Origin of the sequence: Kitasatospora sp. NPDC057542 (assembly GCF_042801945.1) — a bacterium.
In the GTDB taxonomy this organism is placed as follows: domain Bacteria; phylum Actinomycetota; class Actinomycetes; order Streptomycetales; family Streptomycetaceae; genus Kitasatospora.
In genome coordinates this window covers 1-20493 of sequence record NZ_JBHVFE010000067.1, presented here as the reverse complement: position 1 = coordinate 20493, position 20493 = coordinate 1, and the positions used below count along the sequence as shown (strand labels likewise).

The window sequence follows — 20493 nt, the reverse complement described above, 5'->3', positions numbered from 1 at the left end:
GCCGGACACCGCACCGCGGTCACCCCGGCGGCGCAACCGGTCTCGCACCGGCCCGGTTCCGCCGGTCGGCCACCGGTGCCCGCGGGCGGACTCACGCCACCGGCCCACCGGCAGATCGGTCCATCACGAGCGGGTTCTCCAGGCTCTGCTGGCAGAGGGTGATCACAAACCAGTCGATCGATGTCGAAACTCCCCGCCGGCCCGGCCGCACTCCGGCGGCGGTCGGCGAGCCCTGGGACGACCATCCGTCGGTCAGGCGTCCGGTCAGTCCTTGTCGGTGGTACGGGCGCCGGTGCGGCTGGGCCGGTCGAGGAGGCTTGTGATTCTCTGCGCGACGATCCCCGGCTGCTCGGCCTGGATGAAGTGGGCCGAGTCGACCTCTTCGAACCGCCCGTCCGGCAGCGTCTCGACCCAACGCCGCTGGTGCTCGGCGATGACGGCGTGTTGCCGTTCCCGGCCCTTGACGGGGCGGGATGCCGAGAGCAGGACCGTCGGGCACGTCGGGAGGCCGGGCGGTTCGGCACGGAAGCGGGGGATGGCCGCGGCGACGGCTTTGAACTCCTTCCTTGTCTGCGCGATACCGGCGGGGACGAAGTCCTCGGCAAGCATGGTCGCGTAGGTGTCCGCCGGGAAGACGCGGCCGATGTTTGCGCTGGCCATGCGGGCCAGCGGGCGGAAGCGGACGAGTGCCTGCGTCACGCCCATGGCGCGGTCGACCTTCCTGGCGGTCTGGTCGAACGTGTCGTAGACGGGCGCGCTCTCCGGTGTCGGATCGAGCAGCAACAGCCCCCGCAGCCGCGGCCCCAGCCTGTCCACGGCGCGGCGCGCGACCAGCCCTCCCATGCTGTGCGCAACGAGCACGAACCGGCCGGGGACGACTGCCTCGGCCATGGCGACCAGGTCCGCGGCCATGTCGTCGATGCCCAGTTGCACTGCCGTCCGGCCGCTGCGGCCGAAGCCGGCGCGGTCGTAGGCCACCAGGTGCGCCCGATCCGCCAGCAACGGCAGCACAGGGTCCCAGCAGGTGCGCCCCAGGCCCTGGCCTGCTTCGAAGATCACCCAGTCCGGCCGGTTGCCGGACTCCTCCACGTAGACGGATCGACCGTTCACCTGCACTGCCCGCCCCGATGCCTGACGCATGTTCCCCTCCCCAGGCTACGTTTCCAACTTCGATAATGGTATCGCTTATGGAATAGTTGGGTCATGGACACCACCGAAGTGCTTCTCCACCCGGTGCGTCTGCGCGTGGTGCACGCGCTCTCCGGCGGCCGGGTGCTGACCACCTCCCAGCTGTGCGAGCGCATGCCCGAGGTCCCGAAGGTGACCATGTACCGGCACGTCGCCCTGCTGGCCGAGGCGGGCTTCCTGGAGGTGGCCGACGAGCAACGGGTGCGCGGCGCCGTCGAGCGGTACTACCGGCTGCGCCAGGACCGCCCCGTCGTCGACGCCGACGGGGCCGCCGCGATGTCGCCGGACGATCACCGCCGCGGCTTTGCCGCCGCCATGGCCGTGCTGATCGCGGAGTTCAACGCCTATCTCGACCGCGACGGCGCCGACCCGGTCGCGGACGCGGTCTCCTACCGCCAGGGCACGCTCTGGCTCAGCCCGGACGAACTCGCCCAGATGACGCACCAGTTGCTGACGGTGCTGGGCCCCTGGCTGGCCAACCAGCCGGCGCCGGGCCGGGCACCCTACCTGCTCAGCCCCATCCGCTTCCCCGTCGGTCCGACGTTCTCCGACGAGACGCCCGGCTGAACAAGCGGCTTTGCCTCCGAGCGGAGGCCGAGCCCGGCGGCGTACCCGGTTGCCTCCAGTGCAATCCCCGGGGTTTCCCGCGTACGGTCGCCCTATGGATGATCAGCAGGGATCGCACGTGACCGGAACTCCGGCACCCGGGGCGGGAGACGTACAGCAGGCGTGGGGCCGGGTGACGGCGTGGCTGGAGCGGCACGACCCGGCGGTGTTCGCCGCACTCGGCGGTCCGGGGAGCCGGGAGGCCGTGGAGCGGGCCGAACGGCGCATGGGCCTGACGCTGCCGCCGGAGCTGCGGCAGTGGCTCCTGGTGAACGGCATCGACGCCGGCGTGCGGCCCGACATGCCCTCGTGCCTGGTGACGCGGGACTGCGCCGTGCCCCTGCCCGGCGGCCACATGCTGCTGGGCCTGACGGACATCCAGCGGGTGTACCTCAGCCGGACGGCCCTGGAGGAGGCGGAACCGTCCGAGGACCCCGACTGCCCGTTCTGGCGCCGCACCTGGGTGCCGATCGCCGCCGAACGCGACGGCCTGTACGGGACGTTCCTGGACACGGCCACCGGAACCGTCGGCACGTGGGCGGAGGCGTCCTGTCCCGAGGAGGGCGTGTACGCCTCGCTGTCCGCTTTCTTCCAGCACGCGGCGGACCGGCTGGAGGGAGTCTCCTCAGGAGATTGGACGGGCCCCGGCAAGCCTGCTGCCTCCCGCGAGCCCGGTCCCCTGCCGCAGGACGAGCCGATACGCGTCTGGGCCCGCACCCACGGCATCCTCGTCAACGACCGCGGGCGCGTCCCGGCGGCCATTCGCGAGGCCTACGAGGCGTCACGGAGGTAAGCGGTCCCGCCGATGCGGGGGGTGAGGCGTGCCGCCGGGCACCGGTGAGCGGTCCGGGCCTGCCCTCGGACCGGACCGCTCACCGTGTGCTACTCCTCGCTAGGCCGCTCGGCCCGCCGGGTGGAAGTTGATGCGTTCACGGACGACGGGGAAGCCGGCCTTGGCGAAGTTCGCGGCCATGGGGAGGTTGGCCTGGTCCGTCGCTCCGCTGATGAACTCCGCGCCCTGCTCGACGAGGAAGTGGGTGCACTCCGCGAGGAGGTCGTAGGCGTAGCCGTGACCGCGCTGTTCCGGGACGACTCCGATGAAGCCGATGGTCGGGCCGGAGGGGTTGTGGGCCGGGATGTGGATGCCGGCCAGGTCGCCCTCCGGCGTGTGCGCGACCTGCCACCACTCCCGTGGGGAGGGGCACCAGTGGAAGAAGTCGAGTTCCTCCTGGGCGGCCTGGCCGAGGCCGCCCTCCTCGACGGCCTTGAGCGCGTGGGCGTCCAGGGTGGCGGAGTGGATGCGGCGCAGCGCGTCGAAGAACACGGTGTCGTCGGGTTCGGCGCTGAAGCGCAGGCGTGCGGGCCGCTCGGGCAGGCCTCGCTCCGGGGTCCAGCGGTAGAGGAAGCGTTCCGCCAGGAGTTCGTATCCCGCGGCTCGTGCGGCGGCGAAGCGGGCCTCGGCGCCGGCGCGCAGGTCGGTGCGGTCCCGCCAGCCGCCGGGCAGGTTGATCTCGAGTTCGACCTGCCAGGGCGCGGAGCGCAGGAGTTCGGCTCCGGCCTCCTCCTCGCCCTCGGCCACGTCGAACCAGTTGATGTTGACGGGCTCCGGGTCGTCGGGGCCGCCCCACCAGGCGCCGCGTGCGACGACCTCGCCGTCGCGCAGGGCGACGCGCTTCCAGTCGGGGCGGAACCGGGTACGCCGATGGCCTTCACGGGCGCCCAGGGGGTCGGGGAGTGCGTCGAAGAGATGGGCGTCGCTCGCGGAGAGCGCGCGGATGACCGGATCGGTCATGGATTCCTCCGGGATGCAGGCTGCTTGGAGCGCTCCCGGTCAGAATTCGCGAACCACGCCGGGGCAGCGGAAGAGGGAGCGCTGGAAAGGTGTGAACCGCACGGCACTCGCCTCCTTCCGTTCGTCTCAGGGCGTGGAGCCACAGAGTATGTGATCTTCCGTGGGCCCGTCCACGGATTTCCGCGCCCCTGAACACGTCCGTTGAACACGCCGGTTGAACACGCCCGCTGAACACGTCCCTCGGAGGAGGGCTGCGCGGACGGTGCCGAGCGCCCTCGGGGCCCCGGGGGCCGTGGTGCGGCCCCGCCGCCTCCCTCAAGGCGGCGGGACCGACGGGTTGCGCAGCCCGGGTCAGGCGGGGCGGATGCCCGGGTTGCCGGCCTCGGTGGTGAAGGAGACGGCGGTGGACAGGGTGCCGCCGGGGCGGGTGATGTGGGAGACCACCCGGTAGTCGGCGCGGGCCCGGTGGCGGTCCAGGGTGAGGACGGTGTAGCCGCGGCGCCCGTCGTAGAACTTCATGTGCGGGTTGGCCGACATGAGGTTGTTCCAGTTGGAGGGCTTCTCCTCGCCGTCGCCGTCGCTGCTGATCGAGGTGCCGACGAACTCCACGCCCACGGTGCGGGAGTTCGGGTCGTTGAAGTCGCGCTTGACGTCCAGGGCGTAGGCCACGTGCACGTCGCCGGTGAGCAGAACGAGGTTCCTGACGCCGGACTGGTCGACGGCCTGCAGGAAGCGCTCGCGGGCGGCCGGGTAGCCGTCCCAGGCGTCCATGGAGAGCTTGGAGCGGTCGGCGGTGGTGTTCTTGCGGCGGGAGAAGACGACCTGCTGGGGCACCACGTTCCAGGTGGCCTTGGAGTGGCGCAGGCCTTCGGCGAACCAGCGTTCCTGGGTGGCGCCCATCAGGGTGCGCTTGGGGTCGTCGGACTCCGGGGTGGGGTACTGCCAGCCGTCGCCGTTGGCCTGGTCGTCGCGGTACTGGCGGGTGTCGAGGATGTCGAACTGGGCCAGCTGGCCGAAGTGGACGCGCCGGTAGAGGGTCAGCTCGGTGCCGCGCGGCTGGGGCATGCGCAGCGGCTGGTTCTCCCAGTAGGCGCGGTAGGCGGCGGCGCGGCGGGCGACGAAGGGGGCCGGGTCCTGGTTCTTCTCGGGGATGCCTGCGGCGTAGTTGTTCTCCACCTCGTGGTCGTCCCAGGTGACGTACCAGGGGTGGGCGGCGTGGGCGGCCTGGAGGTCGGGGTCGTTCTTGTAGAGGGAGTAGCGCAGCCGGTAGTCCTCCAGGGTGGTGGTCTCGTGGTTGAAGTGGGCGGCGAGGGTGCGGTCGGTGTACTTGCGGTCGCCGCCGACGGCGTCGATGCCGTATTCGTAGATGTAGTCGCCGACGTGGAAGACGGCGTCCAGGTCCTCGCCGGCGAGGTGCTTGTAGGCGGTGAAGTAGCCGTCCTCGTAGGCCTGGCAGGAGACGAAGGCGATGCGGGCGCTGTCGATCTTCCTGCCGCGCGGCGGTGCGGTGCGGGTGCGTCCGACGGGGCTGGACCAGGGGCCGACGGTGAAGCGGTACCAGTACTCGCGTCCGGCGTCGAGGTCGTCGACGTCCACGTGGACGGCGTAGTTGAACTCGGCGTGGGCGCGGGCGGTGCCGCGGCGCTCGACGCGGCGGAACTTCTCGTCGCGGGCGATCTCCCAGGCGACCTTGACGGAGCCGGTGGGCGGCAGGCCGGCGCCGGGCTCCAGCGGGCGCGGGGCCAGGCGGGTCCACAGCACGACGGCCTCGGAGGTGGCGTCGCCGGAGGCCACGCCGAGGGTGAAGGGGTTGTCGCCGATGGCGCGCGGGGCGATCTCGTTGTCGGCGGCGTGTGCGGAGGGCAGGTTGACGCTGAAGGCGAGCGCGGCGGCGGCCGAGGTGACGGTCAGGAAGCGGCGCCGGTCCAGGCGGGCGGCGGCCTCGCGCAGCATCCGGTCGGCGGTGGGGTGGTCGGCGGGGCGGGTCATGGGGGTGGTGGCCTTTCGCTGCTCGGGTGTGTGCGAAGGGAATTGGAGTGGACCTCCCCGTACTGCGGGGGTCGGGATTCCGGCAGCAGAGTGATCATCTGATGGGAGACCCGTGAAGGTCCGGCACTTCGCCCCGAACCGGACGGAACATCATGTTCCGGTTGTGTTCGCCGCGCCCCGCCCGGCCCCGCCGCTCACCCGCAGGCCCTCGCACCCGCCCTCGCACCCGCCCGTGCGCCCGGTGGGCGCGGCCCGCGCAATGGGCCGGTCAAGCCGCGCGCACCGGGTGCTCAGACGACTTCCAGGTTGGCCATCATCCCCATGTCCTCGTGCTCGGCGTTGTGGCAGTGGAAGAGGTAGCGGCCGCGGTAGCCGTCGAAGCGGGTGATGATCTCCGCCGACTCCCCCGGGCGCAGCGAGACGGTGTCCTTGAGCCCGGCGTCGTGGGGCAGCGGGGGTTTGCCGCCGCGGGTGAGGATGCGGAAGCCGACCAGGTGGAGGTGGACGGGGTGGTGGACGTCGGCGATCAGGCGCCAGATCTCGGTGTCGCCGAGGGGGACGGTGACGTCGGGGCGGGCGGGATCGAAGGGGCGGCCGCCGATGAGCCAGCCGTGGCCGCCGTTCATCCGGCCGGCGCGGAAGGCGAAGTCGCGGGTGCGGACGGCGTCTTCGCGGTGCCAGTCGGGCAGGTCGGTGGTGAGGGCGGGTGGGATGCGGCTGTCGTCGGTGGCCGGGCGGGCGATGCGGAAGGCCATCACGTCGCGGGTGCGTCCGCTTCCCAGGCGGTTGACGATCCGCACCAGGGAGCCGACGGGTGCGGAGGCGAAGTCGACGACCAGGTCGTGGCGTTCGGCCGGGGCCATGGGCAGGCTCTGGTGGGTGACGGGGGCGGCGAGCAGGCCCTGGTCGGCGCCGATCTGGACGAGGTCGAGGCGGCGGCCGTCCTCGGTGCGGGCTTCGAGTTCGTAGTGGCGGGCGTTGGAGGCGTTGAGCAGGCGCAGCCGGTGGCGGGCGGCGTCGGTCTCGTGGACGGGCCAGGGGGCGCCGTTGACGAGGATGACGTCGCCGAGGACGCCGGCGACGTAGGGTTCGGTGACGCCCGGGCGCTCGCGCAGGGTGGGGTCGAGGGAGGGGTAGGTGAGGGCGCCGTCGGCGGTGAAGGCGCGGTCGGCGATCATCAGCGGGATCTCGCGGGGGCCGGCGGGCAGGCCGAGGGCGTCCTCGGCGTCGTCGCGCACGATGTACAGGCCCGCCAGGCCGCGCCAGATCGCGGGGGCGGTGAAGTCCATGCGGTGGTCGTGGTACCAGAGCAGGGTGGGGCGCTGGTCGTTGGGGAAGGTGTAGTCGCGCTTGAGGCGGGTGGTGACGGCGCGCGGGTCGGTCATGGCGCCCATGCCGCCCCCGTGGCCGTCCGTGCCGGCCATGCCGGGCATGGTGTGGGGGGCCTGGGGCCAGCCGGCGGGCAGGACGAGGTCGGTGGGGTAGCCGTCGGATTCCGCGGGGGTGCGGCCGCCGTGCAGGTGGACGGCGGTGGGTACCGGCAGTTCGTTGTGGTGGGTGACGGTGACGGGCCGGCCGCGGCGGGCCTCGATGGTGGGGCCGGGGAAGGAGCCGCCGTACGTCCACAGTGGGGTGCGCAGGCCGGGCAGGATCTCGGCGGTGGTCTCGCGCTGGACGATCTCGTAGCGGTCGGCGGCGCCGTCGGTGGAGACGGGCTTGAGGACGGCGGGCAGCGGCAGCGGCACCTGGTAGGGGGGCGGCAGTTGGGCGGTGCTGCGCAGTTGGCCGCCGGTGGTGGCGGGGCGGCGGGCGAGGGTGGCGGCGGTGGCGAGGCCGGTGGTGGTGAGCAGGCCGAACGCGCCGCCGATGCCGAGGACCTGACGTCTAGTCAGGCCGTTGCTGTGGGGCTCAGGCACGGTCGTCCTCCGACCGGGTGGGCCGGCGCGGGGGCAGCGGGGTGCGCCACAGGGCGATGGTGAGGACGACGGTGGCGGTGATGGTGGCGACGCCGAGTGGCAGGTGCAGCCACAGGGCGCCGTCGAGTCCGGCGAAGTACTGCACGGTCTCGGCCGCGACCACGGCGAGGGTCGCGGCCAGTGGCCAGGCGCGGCGCAGCCGGATCCAGAGCACGAGGGCGGCGATGAGCTGGACGTAGCCGAGGGAGGTGACGGCGTTGGCGCCGGTGGCGTGCCAGGTCAGGGCGTCGTAGTCGCCGCTGAGGTAGACGCCGGCGAAGACGGGCTGGCCGAAGACGGCGGTGGTGTGGGCGGCTGCCAGGGCGCGCAGGGTCCGTCCGGCGGGCCCGGTCCGCTCCCCCGTGGCGGACCGGGCCTCCGGCTCCGGTGGGGTCCTGTCGGCGGCGATGGCCATGGGCATCCTTCCTCAAGCCGGTGTCGGGCGCGCTGTTTGCCGGTGTGCGGCCCGGCCCATGACGCTATGACCGTCCGGCTATCCTGTCTAAGATCAATATCGCTATGGCGTTATGACGCCCGAGGCATGGGGGCTTGGTGGAGCTGAACACGCTCGCGCAGTTCCTGGTGGTGGCGCGGCTGGAGCACCTGAGCCGGGCGGCCGAGGAACTGCGCGTCGCCCAGCCGTCGTTGAGCCGCTCCATCGCCCGGTTGGAGGCCGAGCTGGGGACCCCGCTGTTCGAGCGGGGCGGGCGGCTGCGGCTGAACGCGGCCGGGCACCTGTTCCGCGGCTGCGTCGAGCGTGCGCTCGGCGAGCTGGAGGCGGGCCGGCGGGCGGTGGCGGAGGCGGCCGGGCAGGGGCTGGGCGCGGTGCGACTGGCCTCGGAGACCTTCCTGGCCTTCAGCGGGCCGCTGGCCGCGTTCAAGCGCGGCCATCCGGGGGTGGAGATCGAGCTGCACCAGCTCTGCGCGCAGGAGATGGCCCGTCGGCTGCGGGCGCAGGACGTCGACCTCGCCGTCGTCTCCCAGCCCGTCGCCGCCGAGGGCCTGGAGTCGGTCCTGCTGCTGGACGAGGAGGTGTGGCTGGCCGTCCCGGTGGGCGACCCGCTGGCCCACCGCACCACGGTGGGCGTCGAGGAGCTCGCCGAACGGCCGTTCATCGCCGCCCGCCCCGGGCACTGGCAGCGGCGCCTGCTGGACCGGCTGTTCGCCGCGCGCGGCCTGGTGCCGCGGATCGTCTGCGAGAGCAACGAGGCCGGTGCCATCGCCGAGCTGATCAGCGCGGGCCTGGGCATCGGCCTGGTGCCCGCCATCGCCCGGCGCACCGCCACCCGCCTGCCGCTGGTGTGGGTCGGCGTCGACAGCCCCGACTGCCGGCGCTCCCTGACGCTGTTCTGGGACGCGCAGGCGCGTCTGCCCGCCTCCGCCCACCGGCTGCGCGAGGCGATCGCCGGCTGGGACTGGGCGCGGGGCGGGCAGGCGGACGGGGACTTCTGACGGCGGGGGCTGCTACAGCTTGGCGGCCGAGAAGGTGTCGCACTGGGCGAGGTCGCCGCTGCGGTAGCCGGTGGTGAACCAGGCCTTGCGCTGCTCGGCGGAGCCGTGCGTCCAGGCCTCCGGGTTGATCCGGCCGGTGGCCTGCTGCTGGATCCGGTCGTCGCCGACCGCCGCGGCCGCGTCCAGGCCCAGGGCGATGTCCTGGTCGGTGAGCGAGGCGATCAGCGGACGGCCGGTGGAGGCCTGCGGGGTGGTGGTCGCGTGGTGGGCCCACACCCCGGCGTAGCAGTCGGCCTGAAGTTCCAGGCGCACCGAGCCGCTGGTGGCGCCCTGGCGGTCGCCTCCGACCTTCTGCATGGCGCCGGTGAGGGTCTGGATGTGGTGCCCGTACTCGTGGGCGACGACGTAGGACTCGGCGAACGGGCCGCCCTTGGCGCCGAAGCGGGCGGACAGGTCGTTGAAGAAGCCGAGGTCGAAGTAGGCCTTCTTGTCGCCGGGGCAGTAGAACGGGCCCACCGCCGAGGTCGCCGCGCCGCAGGCGGTGGAGACCTGGCCGGTGAACAGCACGGTCTCGGCGTTCTTGTACGGGACCTTGGCGGCGCGCGGCAGCTCGGTGCGCCAGAACTCCTGGAGGCTGTTGGTGACGGCCACGATCCGGCAGTCCTGGCGCTTGTTGGCGTCCGCCCCGGTCTTGCAGGTCTTCTGCGCCTCGCCTTCGGTGCGCACGCCGGAGGAGCCGGAGGAGCCGGAGGAGCCGGAGGACAGGCCCAGCAGCTGCGGGTCGACCCCGAGGACGACCGCCACCAGCACCGCGATCAGGCCCACGGCCCCGCCGCCGATGGCGAGCTTCCCGCCGGGGATGCCGCGCCGGTCGTCCACCTGCGAGGTGTCGAGGTCCCCCTGGTCGTCGAACTGCATTGCCCCTGCCTGCCCGCTTCTGTCGGTCGGTCGCTTTTGTACGCTCTGGTGACGGTCTGTGCCGTGACGGCCCGGCCCAGCCTACGGGCCCCGGCCCCCGCCACGGCGCAGCGGGGTCTCAGGCGGGGGCCGGGACGCCGACGACGCGCAGCAGTTCCAGTCGGGAGGCGCACTCGCTGCCGGGCGCGGCGGTGTGCACGAGCAGCAGCTGGTCCTCGCCGCCGGCGGCCAGCACCTCGCACTCCAGGTCCAGCGGCCCGACCACGGGGTGCAGCACCCGTTTGCGGCCGCTGCGCCGCCGGGCGACCTCGTGGCGCTCCCAGTGGGAGGTGAACTCCCCTCCGGTGGTGAGGAGTTGTTCCAGCAGTTCGGCGGCGCGCCGGTCCCCGGGGCGGGCGGTGTGGGCGGCGCGCAGGGCGGCGACGTGGGCGCGGGCGAGGTCCTCGTGGTCCTCGGGCGGGAACAGTGCCCGGGTGTCCGGTTCGGTGAACCAGCGCAGCAGCAGGTTGCGCCGCTCGGGTGCGAGGGCGGCGACGTCGTCGAAGACGGCGGCGGCCATCGGGTTCTGGGCGAGGACGTCGCCGAGGTCGGAGACGATCTGGGCGGGCGTGTCGTGCAGCCGGTCCAGGATCAGCAGCAGTCCCGGCCGTACGTGCCCGAGCGGTCCGTGTCGGCGTGGCGGCTCGTGCCCGGCCAGGCGGAACAGGTGGTCGCGCTCGTCCTCGCTCAGCCGCAGTGCCCGCGCCAGGGCCGCGAGCAGCTGCGGCGAGGGCTGTGGGCCGCGACGCTGCTCCAGGCGCGCGTAGTAGTCCACCGACAGTCCCGCCACCTGTGCCACCTCCTCCCTGCGCAGCCCGGGCGTGCGCCGTCGCGCCCCGGGCGGCAGCCCCAGGTCGGCGGGGGCGAGCCGGGCCCGGGTGCGGGTGAGGAAGTCGGCCAGTGCCGCTCGGTCGATCATGCCCCCAGTCTGACCGGCCGGGGCGCGCGGCAACCAGGGATCGCCGGTCCCTGGATCGGGGGGTCTCTGCCGCGCCGTTCGTGCCGCGGGCAGGGTGGTGGGCGTCGGAGGAGAACAACTCCCCTGGAGGGGGCGGGCGATGGTGAAGATCCTGGTGACGGGCGCGACCGGTGCGGTGGGCAGCCGGCTGGTGCCGCGGCTGGTGCGGTGGGCCGGGGCGGACGGCTCCTCGGTGCGGGTGCTGGTGCGGGACGCGGCGAAGGCGGCGGCCCTGGCGGGTGCGGGGGTGGAGGTGGTGGTCGGCGACCTGTGCGAGGAGGCGGACCGGGCGCGGGCGCTGGCGGGGGCCGAGGTGGTGCTGAACGTGGCGGCGGCGCTGCGCGGGGTACCGGACGAGGCGGCGTGGGCGGTCAACCGGGACGCGGCGGTGGCGCTGGGGCGGGAGGCGGCGAAGGCCGGGGTGGCGCGGTTCGTCCACACCAGTACGAACCTGGTGTACGGGCGGGGGCTGGGGCGCCCCGCGGTGGAGGGCGACCGGCTCGCGCCGGATCCGGCGTGGGGGGTGTACGCGGCCTCCAAGGCGCAGGCGGAGTCGGGTCTGCGCGCGCTGGGTGACGAACTTCCCTTGGTGGTGGCGCGGTTGGCTTTCGTGTACGGGCAGGGCGATCCGCACCTGGAGCAGTCGCTGCGGTGGGCGGCGAACTGGCCCGCGCACCAGCGCCTGGCGGTGGTGCACCACGCGGACGTGGCGCGGGCGCTGTGGCGAGCGGTGGTGGCGCCCGGCATCGAGGGGCGCACGTACAACGTCGGCGACGACGCGCCCCTGACGGCCTGGGAGCTGTACGCGCTCAACGGGCAGGTCCACCCGGGCGGTTCGCCGCAGGGGCCGTTCGACCCGTGGGAGGGACAGGTGTCCACGGCGGCGGCGCGCCGGGAGCTGGGCTGGCGTCCGCTGTACCCGTCGGCGTGGGCGGCGGCCGACGCCGGGGCGCTGTAGCGGGCGCCGCCCGGCCCCGCCGCGGAAAGGGGCGGGGCCGGGCGGCGCTGCTCAGCCGGCGGGGGCGTAGCCGGCCGGGCGGGTGGTGAAGGTGCCGCGGCCCTGGGTGCGGCCGCGCAGGCGCCCGGCGTAGCCGAACAGTTCGGCGAGCGGTACCAGTGCGCTGACCTGGGCGGTGGTGCCGGGGCCGGGTTCGGTGGCCCGGACGTGGCCGCGGCGGGCGGCGAGGTCGCCGAGGACGGCCCCGAGGGCGTCCTCGGGCACGGTGACGCTCACCTCGGCGAGCGGTTCCAGCAGGTGCATCCGCGAGGCGCGCAGTGCCTCGCGCACACCGAGGCGGGCGGCGGTGCGGAAGGCGAGCTCGGAGGAGTCCTTGGGGTGGGTGGCCCCGTCGGTGAGGGTGACGGCGACGCCGGTGACCGGGTGGCCGCCGAGCGGTCCCTCGGTCAGGGCGTCGCGGCACCCGGCTTCGACGGCCTGCACGTACTCGCGTGGCACCCGTCCGCCGGTGACGGTGGAGGTGAACGCGAACCCCTCCTCGGCGTCTTCCGGCAGGGGGTGGACGTCGAGGACGAGGTGGGCGAACTGCCCGGCGCCGCCGTCCTGTTTGGCGTGCCGGTAGGTGAAGCCGGTGACGCCCTCGACGAGGGCCTCGCGCAGCGCGACGCGCGGACGGCCGACCACCGCCTCGACGCCGGCCTCGCGCCGGACCTTCTCCACCGCGACCTCCAGGTGCAGTTCGCCCAGGCCGGACAGGGTGCGCTGGCCGGTCTCGGGGTCGGTGGCCACGCGCAGGGACGGGTCCTCCTCGGCCAGGCGGGCGAGGGCGGCGGCGAGCTTGTCGGTGTCGGCGGTACGGCGGGCCTCGACGGCGACGGTGACGACCGGTTCGGCGCTCACGGGGGCCTCCAGGACGATGGGGTGCTCGGCGTCGCACAGGGTGGCGCCGACGCGGGTGTGTTTGGGGCCGACGACGGCGACGATGTCGCCGGCGCGGGCGCTGTCGGTCTCGGTGTGGCGGTGGGCCAGGTCGGTGAGGATGCGGGCGACGCGCTCGCGGCGGCCGGTGGTGGTGTCGAGCACGGTGTCTCCCTTGTGCAGGGTCCCGGCGTACAGGCGCAGGTGGGTCAGGCGCCCGGTCGGGGCGGCCGTGACCTTGAACGCCAGTGCGGTCAGGGGCTGTCGGGGGTCGGCCTCGCGCTGCTGGGTGCGGTCGGCGGAGCGGGTGGGCGGGACGTCGAGCGGGGAGGGCAGGTAGGCGACGGCGGCGTCCAGGAGCGGTTCGATGCCGCGGTTGCGGTAGGCGGAGCCGCACAGCACCACGACGGCCTCGCCGGTGCGGGTGAGGTCGCGCAGCGCGGCGGTGAGGGTGTCGGCGCCGAGCGCGGCGTGGGCGCAGAACTCCTCCAGGGCGTCGGGGTGCAGTTCGGCCACCGCCTCCTCCAGGGCGCGGCGGCGCTCGGCCGCCACGGCTTCGAGGCCGGCCGGGACCGGGCCTTCGTGCAGGGTGCCGTCGTCGTCCCAGGTGAGGGCGCGCAGGCGCACCAGGTCGACGACGCCGGTGAACGATTCCTCGGCGCCGATGGGCAGGTGGACGGCCAGCGGGCGCGGATGCAGGCGTTCGCGGATGTCGGCGACGGCGGTGTCCAGGTCGGCGCCCGCGCGGTCGAGCTTGTTGACGAAGGCGATGCGCGGCACGCCGTGGCGTTCGGCCTGGCGCCACACCGACTCGCTCTGCGGCTCGACGCCGGCGACCGCGTCGAACACCGCCACCGCGCCGTCGAGCACCCGCAGGGAGCGCTCGACCTCGTCGGCGAAGTCGACGTGGCCGGGGGTGTCGATGAGGTTGATCCGGTGCCCGGCCCAGGCGCAGCTGACGGCGGCGGCGAAGATGGTGATGCCGCGTTCGCGTTCCTGGGGGTGGCAGTCGGTGACGGTGGTGCCGTCGTGGACCTCGCCGCGCTTGTGGGTGGTGCCGGTGAGGTAGAGGATCCGCTCGGTGACGGTGGTCTTGCCGGCGTCGACGTGGGCGAGGATGCCGAGGTTGCGGACGGCGGCGATGGTGCCCTCGGTCGCGGCGGTGGTGGTGGCTGCGGTCGTGGCGGCGGTGGTGGTGTGGGTGCGCATGGCCCGGGTGCCTTTCGAGGCGGTTGTTCCTGGTGGTGGGCGCGCGATTGGGCAGTGCCGACGTGCCGTCGGACCGGGCGTGTGTGCCGTGGCGGGCCCGCGCGGTGCGCAGCAGGCGCAGCGGGCGCAGCGGGCGCAGCGGGACCTCGGGTGTCAGACGGTGGCGGCACTGCTCCGGTGCCGGCCGCGCAGCGGGCACCGGGAGGAACGGGACACCAGGATCACCTCGTACCGCGACGCGGGAGAGGGGGCGGCGGCGCTCTGCTTCGGCATGGCCGCCCGCCCCCTTTCTCGTCTCGTTCGTCGCGGCGGTCGTCAGTGGTCGTCGCGGTGGGCCGCGCGTCGGGGCGCGGCCGCGTGGCGAGTGTAGGGAAGGCGGGTCGTGCGGGGCGACGGGTTTTACGGCGTCGGGCTCTGCGGGGCCGGGCTGCGCGGCGGACCGAAGCGCAGTACCGGCTCCGACCAGCCGTCGTCGCTCACCCCGGCGTCCAGGGCGGCGCCGATGGCCCGTTCCTCGTACGCGAAGTGGGAGTCCATGATGGCGGCGAGCCCGTCGAGTTCGCGTCCGATCGGCTCCAGGGCGGAGCCGGTGGCGCCCCCGGCGGAGGCGTCGGCGGCGGCGATGTCGGCGGCCCGGTCGGCGAGCTCGCGCACCCGGGTGAGGATGTGGGTGATGAGGCCGTGGTCCTCGACGAGTCTGCCGATGGTCGGCGCCAGGTCGGGCCGTTCGCGCAGGAGTTGGGCGAACAGTCCGGTGTCCTCGCCCTGGTGGTGATTGGTCAGGGCGGTGCAGAAGGCCAGGCAGTGGGTGAGGAGTCCGTTGTCGTCGCCGCCCGGGCGGCGGGGCCGGCCGAGGTCGGTGCGCAGGCCGTCGAGGCGGCGGCGCAAGTCCCGGTGTGCGAGGGAGAGTTGAAGGCTGAGGGCGGCCGTACGGCCGGTGGAGGGGGAGGCCACGGGTGGCGGTCCCTTCGGTTGCGCACCTCCATGCCTGACGCAGTCCGTCACCGGCACGCGATGCTCGCGCCATCGGACCACGCGGTCCGGCCGGAAGGCAAGCGGAGCCCCGGTACGCGCAGGGGTTCCGGGGCCGCCGTCACGCCCCGCCGTCACGCCCCGCCGGCGAGGTCGCGCAGGGTCGCCCCGGCCTTCGGGGTCAGGACGAGCGGGCCCCTGCCGCTGGTCCACACGGCCTGCACGTCGAGGCTTCGCAGGCGCCAGCCGGCGGCGGTGCGCACCGCCTCGCCGGTGAACGTGCCGCCGACGTCGAAGTGGCCGCCGGGTTCCTCGCCGCGTGCCTGCTGGGTCGAGGCGAGGTGGACGTGCGCCATGACGGCGTTCCAGCGCACCGCGGCCCGGTCCCCGTCCAGGTCGATCATGTAGTTGGCGCCCACGTGCTGGGTCCGCTCGAACTTCCCGAGGGTTGCCTGCTCGGACTCGGCCAGCCCGTCGATGCCCTCGTGGTCCCCCACCGGCGTGGTGATCCGCACGTCGGGGGTGAAGTAGCGCCGCGCCCACGCCTCGTCGAACCGCCCGCCGCCGCGGGGCACGGTGTCGAGGCTGAGCAGGTAGCCGTCGATGAGGCCGGTGATGTCGGCGCGGTCGGTGAGGACCTGGACCCGCTGTTCGAGCGCGGCGAGGTTCGTGGTGGTGGTGATGGTCATGGTCCCGACTTCCTGGGATCGCGGTGCGTGTCGCGGCCGGTCCGGTCGCGCACCACGGAGACTAGAAGTTCAAGTCGACTTGAGATCAAGGCCTCGGTCCGGAACCTGCCGGACCCGCCCGGCGGCGGGATCGGGATCGGGATCGGCAGCCGCGCCGGTGCGCGGGCGCCCGAGCAGGATTCCGGCGACCACCAGCGCCAGCCCCGCGCCCTGGCGCACCCCGAAGGGGTCGCCGTCCAGTGCGGTGCCCAGCAGCACGCCGGTGAGCGGGTTGAGCAGTCCGAGCAGGCCCACCGTGCCGGCCGGCAGGTGGCGCAGTCCGGCGAACCAGCAGGTGAAGGCGAGCGCGGTGGCGACCACGGTGGCGTAGCCGAAGGCGAGCAGGGTGGGCCCGTCCGCCGCCGGGGGCGCGCCCTCGACGGCGGCGGCGAGCGGCAGCAGCACCAGGCCGCCGGCGGTCAGCTGCCAGGCGGTGGCGGTGAGCGGGTCGGCGCCCTCGCGCCAGCGGGCGGCCAGCACGTAGCCGACGGAGGAGACCAGCATCGCGGCCGCGGAGGCCGCCAGCCCGGCCCAGCCGATCCCCTCCCCCGTTCCGGCCAGCGCGAGGGCGACCCCGGCCAGGCCCACCACCGACCCGGCCAGGTGCGCGGGGCGCGGCCGCTGCCCGGCCAGCGCCCAGGAGGTGAGCAGCATGGCCAGCGGGGAGGCGGCCATGAGGGTGGCGGCGGCGCTGGTGGGCAGCAGTTGGGAGGCGAGGTAGAGCAGGACGAAGAAGGCGGCGGTGTTGAGCAGGCCGAGCAGGGCGCTGCGCCACCACCAGGCGCCGTGCGGGCGGCGGCGGGCGAGGGCGAGCAGCAGCAGGCCGGCGGGCAGGGCGCGCAGGGCGGCGCCCCACAGGGGGCGGTCGGCGGGCAGGTGGGCGTGGGTGACCCAGTAGTTGGCGCCCCAGGCGACGGGGGCGAGGGCGGTGAGCAGCACCCACCGCTTGGTGGCTTCCATGGAAGGCAATATAGCTTCCCAGGAAGCTACTGGAGTAGGGTGGGGCCCATGGAGCCCGACCAGCACGAGGACCATGTCGCCCGGGTCCAGGCCGCGTGGCGGCGCGAGCGCCCCGACCTCGACGTCTCCCCGCTGGCCGTCATCGGGCGCCTGCACCGCCTCGCCACCCGCCTGACCGCCGAGCTGACCCTCGTCTACCAGCGTTACGGCCTGGGCGAGGGCGAGTTCGACGTGCTCGCCGCGCTGCGCCGTGCCGGCGCCCCGTACGAGCGGGCGCCGGGCGAGCTGGCCGCGCACACGATGGTGACCACCGGCGCGATGACCAAGCGGATCGACCGCCTGGAACGCGCCGGGCTGGTCACCCGCCGCCTCGCCGTGGACGACCGGCGCGGGCGCGTGGTCGCCCTCACCGACGCCGGCCGGCGCCTGATCGACGAGGCGTTCACCGCTCACCTGCGCAACGAGCACCGCCTGCTGGCCCATCTGAGCCCCGAGGAGGCCGGCGCCCTGCAGGGCCTGCTCACCGCCTGGCAGCACCGCCTGGACGGCGCCGCCGGCGCGGGCCGCGGCGACGCCCACGCGGGGCCCGGGAGCCGTACGGAGCCGGACGGTACGGAGCCGGACGCCGGCGACGGGCCGTGAGAAGCTGACGCATGACCAGCGCGCCGCCCCCGGACTCCCCTCCGCCCGACCACCGGCCCGACTCCGCTCCCCCGCCCGGCTGGGAGAACCCGGCCGTGCGCGCCGACCGGCGCCTGGTGGAGATGCTGCAGGAGCTGCGGGTGCTCCAGACCGGCGTGCAGATCGTCTTCGCGTTCCTGCTCGGCGTCGCGTTCACCCCGCGCTTCACCCAGCTCAGCGACGCCCAGCAGGACATCTACGTCGCCACCCTGCTGCTGACGGTCGTCGCCGCTGCCGTCCTGGCCACCCCCGTCGCCCTGCACCGCGGGCTGTACCGCCACCCCGGCAAGGCACGGATCGTCACCGTCTCCGCCCGCATCGCCCAGGCCGGCCTGCTGCTGCTCGCCTCCGCGCTGACCGGCGCCGTACTGCTGGTCCTCGACGTCGTCCTCGGCACGGCGGCGGCGGTGCCGATCACCTGCACCGTCGCGCTGATCTTCACCGTGCTGTGGTTCGTCCTGCCCTGGGCGGTGCGCCGCTCCGCCAACCGCGACGAGGCCTGACTGCGCCGCCCCGACCGAGGCCGGCTGCCGGGGCCGCGGGGGCCGGTCCGGAAGGCGCGCCCCGGGCCGTCTCCCCCACCCCCCAGAGCCCACCGCACCCCGAACCGTCTACCGTGCCGGTATGTACACCGACGACAGCCCCTGGGACGTCCTGCTGATCGGCGGCGCCTCCGGCATCGGCAAGAGCCGCGCCGCCGCCCACCTCTCCGCCCGGCACGGCGCGTTCGTGGTCGAGTTCGACGACGTCGTGGCCGCCCTCCAGGCCGCCACCACCCCCGCCGACCACCCCGGCCTGCACCACTTCCGCGCCCTGCCCGACCCCGACGCGCTGCCCGCCGACCACGTCCTGGAGCTCCAGATCGCCACCGCCCGCGACCTGGACGACGCGCTGCTCGGCGTCGTGCGCAACCGGCTCACCGTGGACGTGCCCGCGATCGTGGAGGGCGACTACCTCACCCCGGCCGCCGCCGCCCGCGCCGGCGCCGAGGCCGCCCGGCAGGGCCGGCGCGTGCGCGCGGTCTTCCTGCACGAGGACGACCCGCGGCGCATCGGCGCCAACTACGCCGAGCGCGAGCCCGACTCGGGCCCCCGGCCCGAGCGCGCCGCCGTCAGCGCCCGCTACAGCACCTGGCTCGCCGAGCAGGCCCGCGCCCACGCGCTGCCCGTGGTCGACTGCCGCCCGTACGCCACCCTGCCCGAGCGCCTGGCCGCCGCCCTGGCGTGACGGCCGCCGGGGCGGCGGGTCAGCCCCGCCCCTGCCGCCCGTCGTCGTACGCGGCGCGCGCCGCCAGCACCTGCGGCATGTGGCACTCCGCCCAGGCCTTGATCTGCTGCACGAGCGGCAGCAGGTCGCGCCCCAGCCCGGTGAGCGCGTAGTCGACGCGGGCCGGCACCCCGGCGGTGACGGTGCGGCCGACCAGGCCGTCCAGTCGGTGCGCGAGCTGGGCGCCGAATGGTTCGTGCCGCGCACGGCACCCGATCCGGCCGCCGCCGTACGGGAGTCGGTGCCCGGCGGGGTCGACGGCGCGATCGACGCCGCCCTGCTCGGCGTACGGGCCCTGGGCGCGGTGCGCGGGCGCGGCGCCTTCGTCGCGGTCGCGGCCGGCAGCGCCCCGGTGGCCCTGCGCGGCATCCGCGTCGCCAACGTGTGGATCACCGCCGACGGCCCCGCCCTCGCCCACCTGTCCGCCCTCGCCGCCGACGGCCGCCTCACTCTGCGGGTGGCCGACACCCTCCCCCTGGAGGCCGGCAGCCTGCGCGGCCGCCTGGTCCTGACCCTCTGACCCGCCCGCGCACAGGAAGTCGGCCCCGCCGACGTCCCACTCCCCCGGCCCCGCGGCCCGGCTACCCCTCCCGCGGGGCGGGGGTGCCGTCCGTCGGGGTGGCGGGCTTGGTGTGGAGGACCTCGCGGGCCTGCTCGGCTGCGCGCACGATGCTCTCGCTGATGAAGTCGAGGAAGCGGGCGATGTTCTCCAGGCGGACGGCGGCGGGGGTGTCGGGGCCGAGGACGGCGACGCCCTGACGGGCGGTTTCGATGACCTTGTCGTTGGCCCGGGCGCTGGCGATGACCGCCTGGTAGTAGAGCTCGTCGTCGACGATGTAGCGGTCGCGGCGGCGCTCGTCGCGTTCCCGGCGCACCAGGCTCTGGCTCTCCAGGAAGGCGATCGCCTTGGAGATGGACGCCGGGCTGACCTGCAGGCGCTGGGCGAGTTCGGCGGCGGTGAGGCTGCCCGCGTCGGTGGTGGACAGGCAGGTGATCACCCGGGCCCCCATCCGGTTCAGGCCCGAGCCCATCAAAACGGTGGTGAGCTGCTCCTCGTACGCGGCCACGGCCTCGCTGTCACGCCCGTGCGGCTGCGGGCCCGACTGCGGCGCGCCGGGGGTGGCGGGCCGGCGCCGCTGGGCGCGGTGTTCGGTGGCGCGGTGGGCCAGGTCGGCGCGGTAGGCGAGGGGGCCGCCGTTGCGCATCACCTCGCGGGTGACGGTCGAGGTGGGGCGCTCCAGGCGCCGGGCGATCTCGGCGTAGGGGAGGCTGTCGGCCAGCCCCAGCGCGATCTGCCGGCGTTCCTGCTGGGTGAGCCTGCCTCCCGGCATCGCGTTCTCCTCGGTGGTCGTCGCTGTGGGGTTCCCGGTCGACCCCACCATAGCGTTCACCTTCCACCCATTGCAATGATCGCAACAGCCGCCGTTGCATTACCCGACACACCCGTTGCAACAGTTTCCTGCCATTCACCTGCAATGAAGCAGTTTTGACGCAACGAACTAGTTGCCGACACCTTGAAAGCAACGTAGCGTTTCCAATGTCAGAAACGCCGACCGGGCAGGCCCCAACCGGGTCCGCGCCCGCACCCGTACAGGAGAGCACGATGCAGAAGTTCGACACCTGCGCCCCGATCACCGTCGTCCTGGACATCCCCGGCGGGCGCGTCCAGCTCATCGCCGCCGAGCGCAGCGACACCACCGTCGAGATCCGGCCCGCCCAGCCCGGCAAGGACCGCGACGTCCAGGCCGCCGAGCGGACCGCCGTCTCCTTCGCCGACGGCGTCCTGCGGATCGTCACCGCCGCGGCCGGGCACCAGCTCCTCGGCCCCACCGGCTCCCTGGAGGTCACCGTCCAGCTGCCGGCCGGCTCCGCCGTCCGGGGCAAGGCCGCCGCCGCCGAACCTG

The 20493-nt window shown here is 74.4% G+C and carries 21 protein-coding genes and 1 pseudogene; 9 read left to right on the top strand and 13 right to left on the bottom strand.

The annotated features are described in order from the left end of the window. Positions 1-264: 264 nt before the first annotated feature. Positions 265-1089: an alpha/beta fold hydrolase gene (locus tag ACFU7Y_RS11765; RefSeq protein ID WP_224281868.1), complete on the bottom strand. Its 825-nt coding sequence runs from the start codon at positions 1087-1089 to the stop codon at positions 265-267. Positions 1090-1203: 114 nt separating this feature from the next. Here ACFU7Y_RS11765 and ACFU7Y_RS11760 point away from each other — a divergent pair, with 114 nt between their 5' ends. Beyond that, positions 1204-1755, top strand: a complete 552-nt coding sequence (locus ACFU7Y_RS11760; RefSeq protein ID WP_224281866.1) for a helix-turn-helix domain-containing protein — start codon at positions 1204-1206, stop codon at positions 1753-1755. A 94-nt stretch (positions 1756-1849) separates the two neighbouring features. Continuing rightward, positions 1850-2587 (top strand): histone-like nucleoid-structuring protein Lsr2, encoded by a 738-nt coding sequence (locus tag ACFU7Y_RS11755; RefSeq protein WP_224281864.1) that lies wholly within the window; start codon positions 1850-1852, stop codon positions 2585-2587. 99 nt (positions 2588-2686) lie between these two features. Here the strand turns inward: ACFU7Y_RS11755 and ACFU7Y_RS11750 are convergent, their stop codons facing one another. The 4 genes from ACFU7Y_RS11750 to ACFU7Y_RS11735 all read right to left on the bottom strand — a co-directional run bounded on the left by ACFU7Y_RS11750 (position 2687) and on the right by ACFU7Y_RS11735 (position 7945). Next, complete coding sequence (locus ACFU7Y_RS11750; protein ID WP_380767628.1) at positions 2687-3586, bottom strand: GNAT family N-acetyltransferase; 900 nt, start codon at positions 3584-3586, stop codon at positions 2687-2689. A gap of 351 nt (positions 3587-3937) precedes the next feature. Then, positions 3938-5575 (bottom strand): alkaline phosphatase, encoded by a 1638-nt coding sequence (locus ACFU7Y_RS11745; protein WP_374120018.1) that lies wholly within the window; start codon positions 5573-5575, stop codon positions 3938-3940. 290 nt (positions 5576-5865) lie between these two features. Beyond that, positions 5866-7491, bottom strand: a complete 1626-nt coding sequence (locus ACFU7Y_RS11740; RefSeq protein WP_380767627.1) for a multicopper oxidase family protein — start codon at positions 7489-7491, stop codon at positions 5866-5868. Beyond that, on the bottom strand, positions 7484-7945 hold the full coding sequence (locus ACFU7Y_RS11735; protein WP_380767625.1) for a hypothetical protein: 462 nt from the start codon (positions 7943-7945) through the stop codon (positions 7484-7486). Before ACFU7Y_RS11735 ends, ACFU7Y_RS11740 begins: the two co-directional genes overlap by 8 nt. A 137-nt stretch (positions 7946-8082) precedes the next feature. Here ACFU7Y_RS11735 and ACFU7Y_RS11730 point away from each other — a divergent pair, with 137 nt between their 5' ends. Beyond that, on the top strand, positions 8083-8982 hold the full coding sequence (locus tag ACFU7Y_RS11730; RefSeq protein WP_380767624.1) for a LysR family transcriptional regulator: 900 nt from the start codon (positions 8083-8085) through the stop codon (positions 8980-8982). Positions 8983-8994: 12 nt separating this feature from the next. Here ACFU7Y_RS11730 and ACFU7Y_RS11725 read toward each other — a convergent pair whose 3' ends face one another. After that, positions 8995-9900, bottom strand: coding sequence for a neutral zinc metallopeptidase (locus ACFU7Y_RS11725; RefSeq protein WP_380767623.1), 906 nt, complete (start codon positions 9898-9900; stop codon positions 8995-8997). A 118-nt stretch (positions 9901-10018) separates the two neighbouring features. Then, the gene (locus ACFU7Y_RS11720) at positions 10019-10855 is read right to left on the bottom strand and encodes a helix-turn-helix transcriptional regulator (protein WP_380767640.1); all 837 of its coding nucleotides are present in this window, start codon (positions 10853-10855) and stop codon (positions 10019-10021) included. A gap of 145 nt (positions 10856-11000) precedes the next feature. Here ACFU7Y_RS11720 and ACFU7Y_RS11715 point away from each other — a divergent pair, with 145 nt between their 5' ends. Continuing rightward, positions 11001-11855: an NAD(P)-dependent oxidoreductase gene (locus ACFU7Y_RS11715; protein WP_224281869.1), complete on the top strand. Its 855-nt coding sequence runs from the start codon at positions 11001-11003 to the stop codon at positions 11853-11855. 51 nt (positions 11856-11906) lie between these two features. On the opposite strand, the gene fusA is transcribed toward ACFU7Y_RS11715, so the two are convergent. From fusA to ACFU7Y_RS11695, 4 genes are all read right to left on the bottom strand, one after another. Beyond that, positions 11907-13982: an elongation factor G gene (gene fusA / locus ACFU7Y_RS11710; protein WP_380767622.1), complete on the bottom strand. Its 2076-nt coding sequence runs from the start codon at positions 13980-13982 to the stop codon at positions 11907-11909. 399 nt (positions 13983-14381) lie between these two features. Further along, a complete protein-coding gene (locus ACFU7Y_RS11705) occupies positions 14382-14936 on the bottom strand; it encodes a hemerythrin domain-containing protein (RefSeq protein ID WP_224284602.1) in 555 nt (184 codons plus the stop codon). A gap of 152 nt (positions 14937-15088) precedes the next feature. Further along, positions 15089-15643 (bottom strand): nuclear transport factor 2 family protein, encoded by a 555-nt coding sequence (locus ACFU7Y_RS11700; RefSeq protein ID WP_380767621.1) that lies wholly within the window; start codon positions 15641-15643, stop codon positions 15089-15091. 69 nt (positions 15644-15712) lie between these two features. After that, entirely contained in the window at positions 15713-16642 is a 930-nt protein-coding gene (locus ACFU7Y_RS11695; RefSeq protein ID WP_380767619.1) for a DMT family transporter, read from the bottom strand. A gap of 48 nt (positions 16643-16690) precedes the next feature. Between ACFU7Y_RS11695 and ACFU7Y_RS11690 the strand changes: the two genes are divergently transcribed. The 3 genes from ACFU7Y_RS11690 (at position 16691) to ACFU7Y_RS11680 (ending at position 18550) form a co-directional block, all read left to right on the top strand. Next, entirely contained in the window at positions 16691-17284 is a 594-nt protein-coding gene (locus ACFU7Y_RS11690) for a MarR family winged helix-turn-helix transcriptional regulator (RefSeq protein WP_224285294.1), read from the top strand. An 11-nt stretch (positions 17285-17295) separates the two neighbouring features. After that, the gene (locus ACFU7Y_RS11685; protein WP_224285293.1) at positions 17296-17826 is read left to right on the top strand and encodes a DUF6328 family protein; all 531 of its coding nucleotides are present in this window, start codon (positions 17296-17298) and stop codon (positions 17824-17826) included. Positions 17827-17947: 121 nt separating this feature from the next. Next, entirely contained in the window at positions 17948-18550 is a 603-nt protein-coding gene (locus ACFU7Y_RS11680; RefSeq protein ID WP_380767617.1) for an AAA family ATPase, read from the top strand. Positions 18551-18569: 19 nt separating this feature from the next. Here ACFU7Y_RS11680 and ACFU7Y_RS11675 read toward each other — a convergent pair whose 3' ends face one another. After that, positions 18570-18719 (bottom strand): winged helix-turn-helix transcriptional regulator, encoded by a 150-nt coding sequence (locus ACFU7Y_RS11675; RefSeq protein ID WP_380767615.1) that lies wholly within the window; start codon positions 18717-18719, stop codon positions 18570-18572. A gap of 39 nt (positions 18720-18758) precedes the next feature. Between ACFU7Y_RS11675 and ACFU7Y_RS11670 the strand changes: the two genes are divergently transcribed. Further along, positions 18759-19109, top strand: coding sequence for a hypothetical protein (locus ACFU7Y_RS11670; protein WP_380767613.1), 351 nt, complete (start codon positions 18759-18761; stop codon positions 19107-19109). A gap of 61 nt (positions 19110-19170) precedes the next feature. Here the strand turns inward: ACFU7Y_RS11670 and ACFU7Y_RS11665 are convergent, their stop codons facing one another. Next, positions 19171-19920, bottom strand: a complete 750-nt coding sequence (locus ACFU7Y_RS11665) for a helix-turn-helix domain-containing protein (RefSeq protein ID WP_380767637.1) — start codon at positions 19918-19920, stop codon at positions 19171-19173. A gap of 272 nt (positions 19921-20192) precedes the next feature. Between ACFU7Y_RS11665 and ACFU7Y_RS11660 the strand changes: the two are divergent. Beyond that, a pseudogene (locus tag ACFU7Y_RS11660) lies at positions 20193-20493 on the top strand (hypothetical protein); the annotation flags it as partial.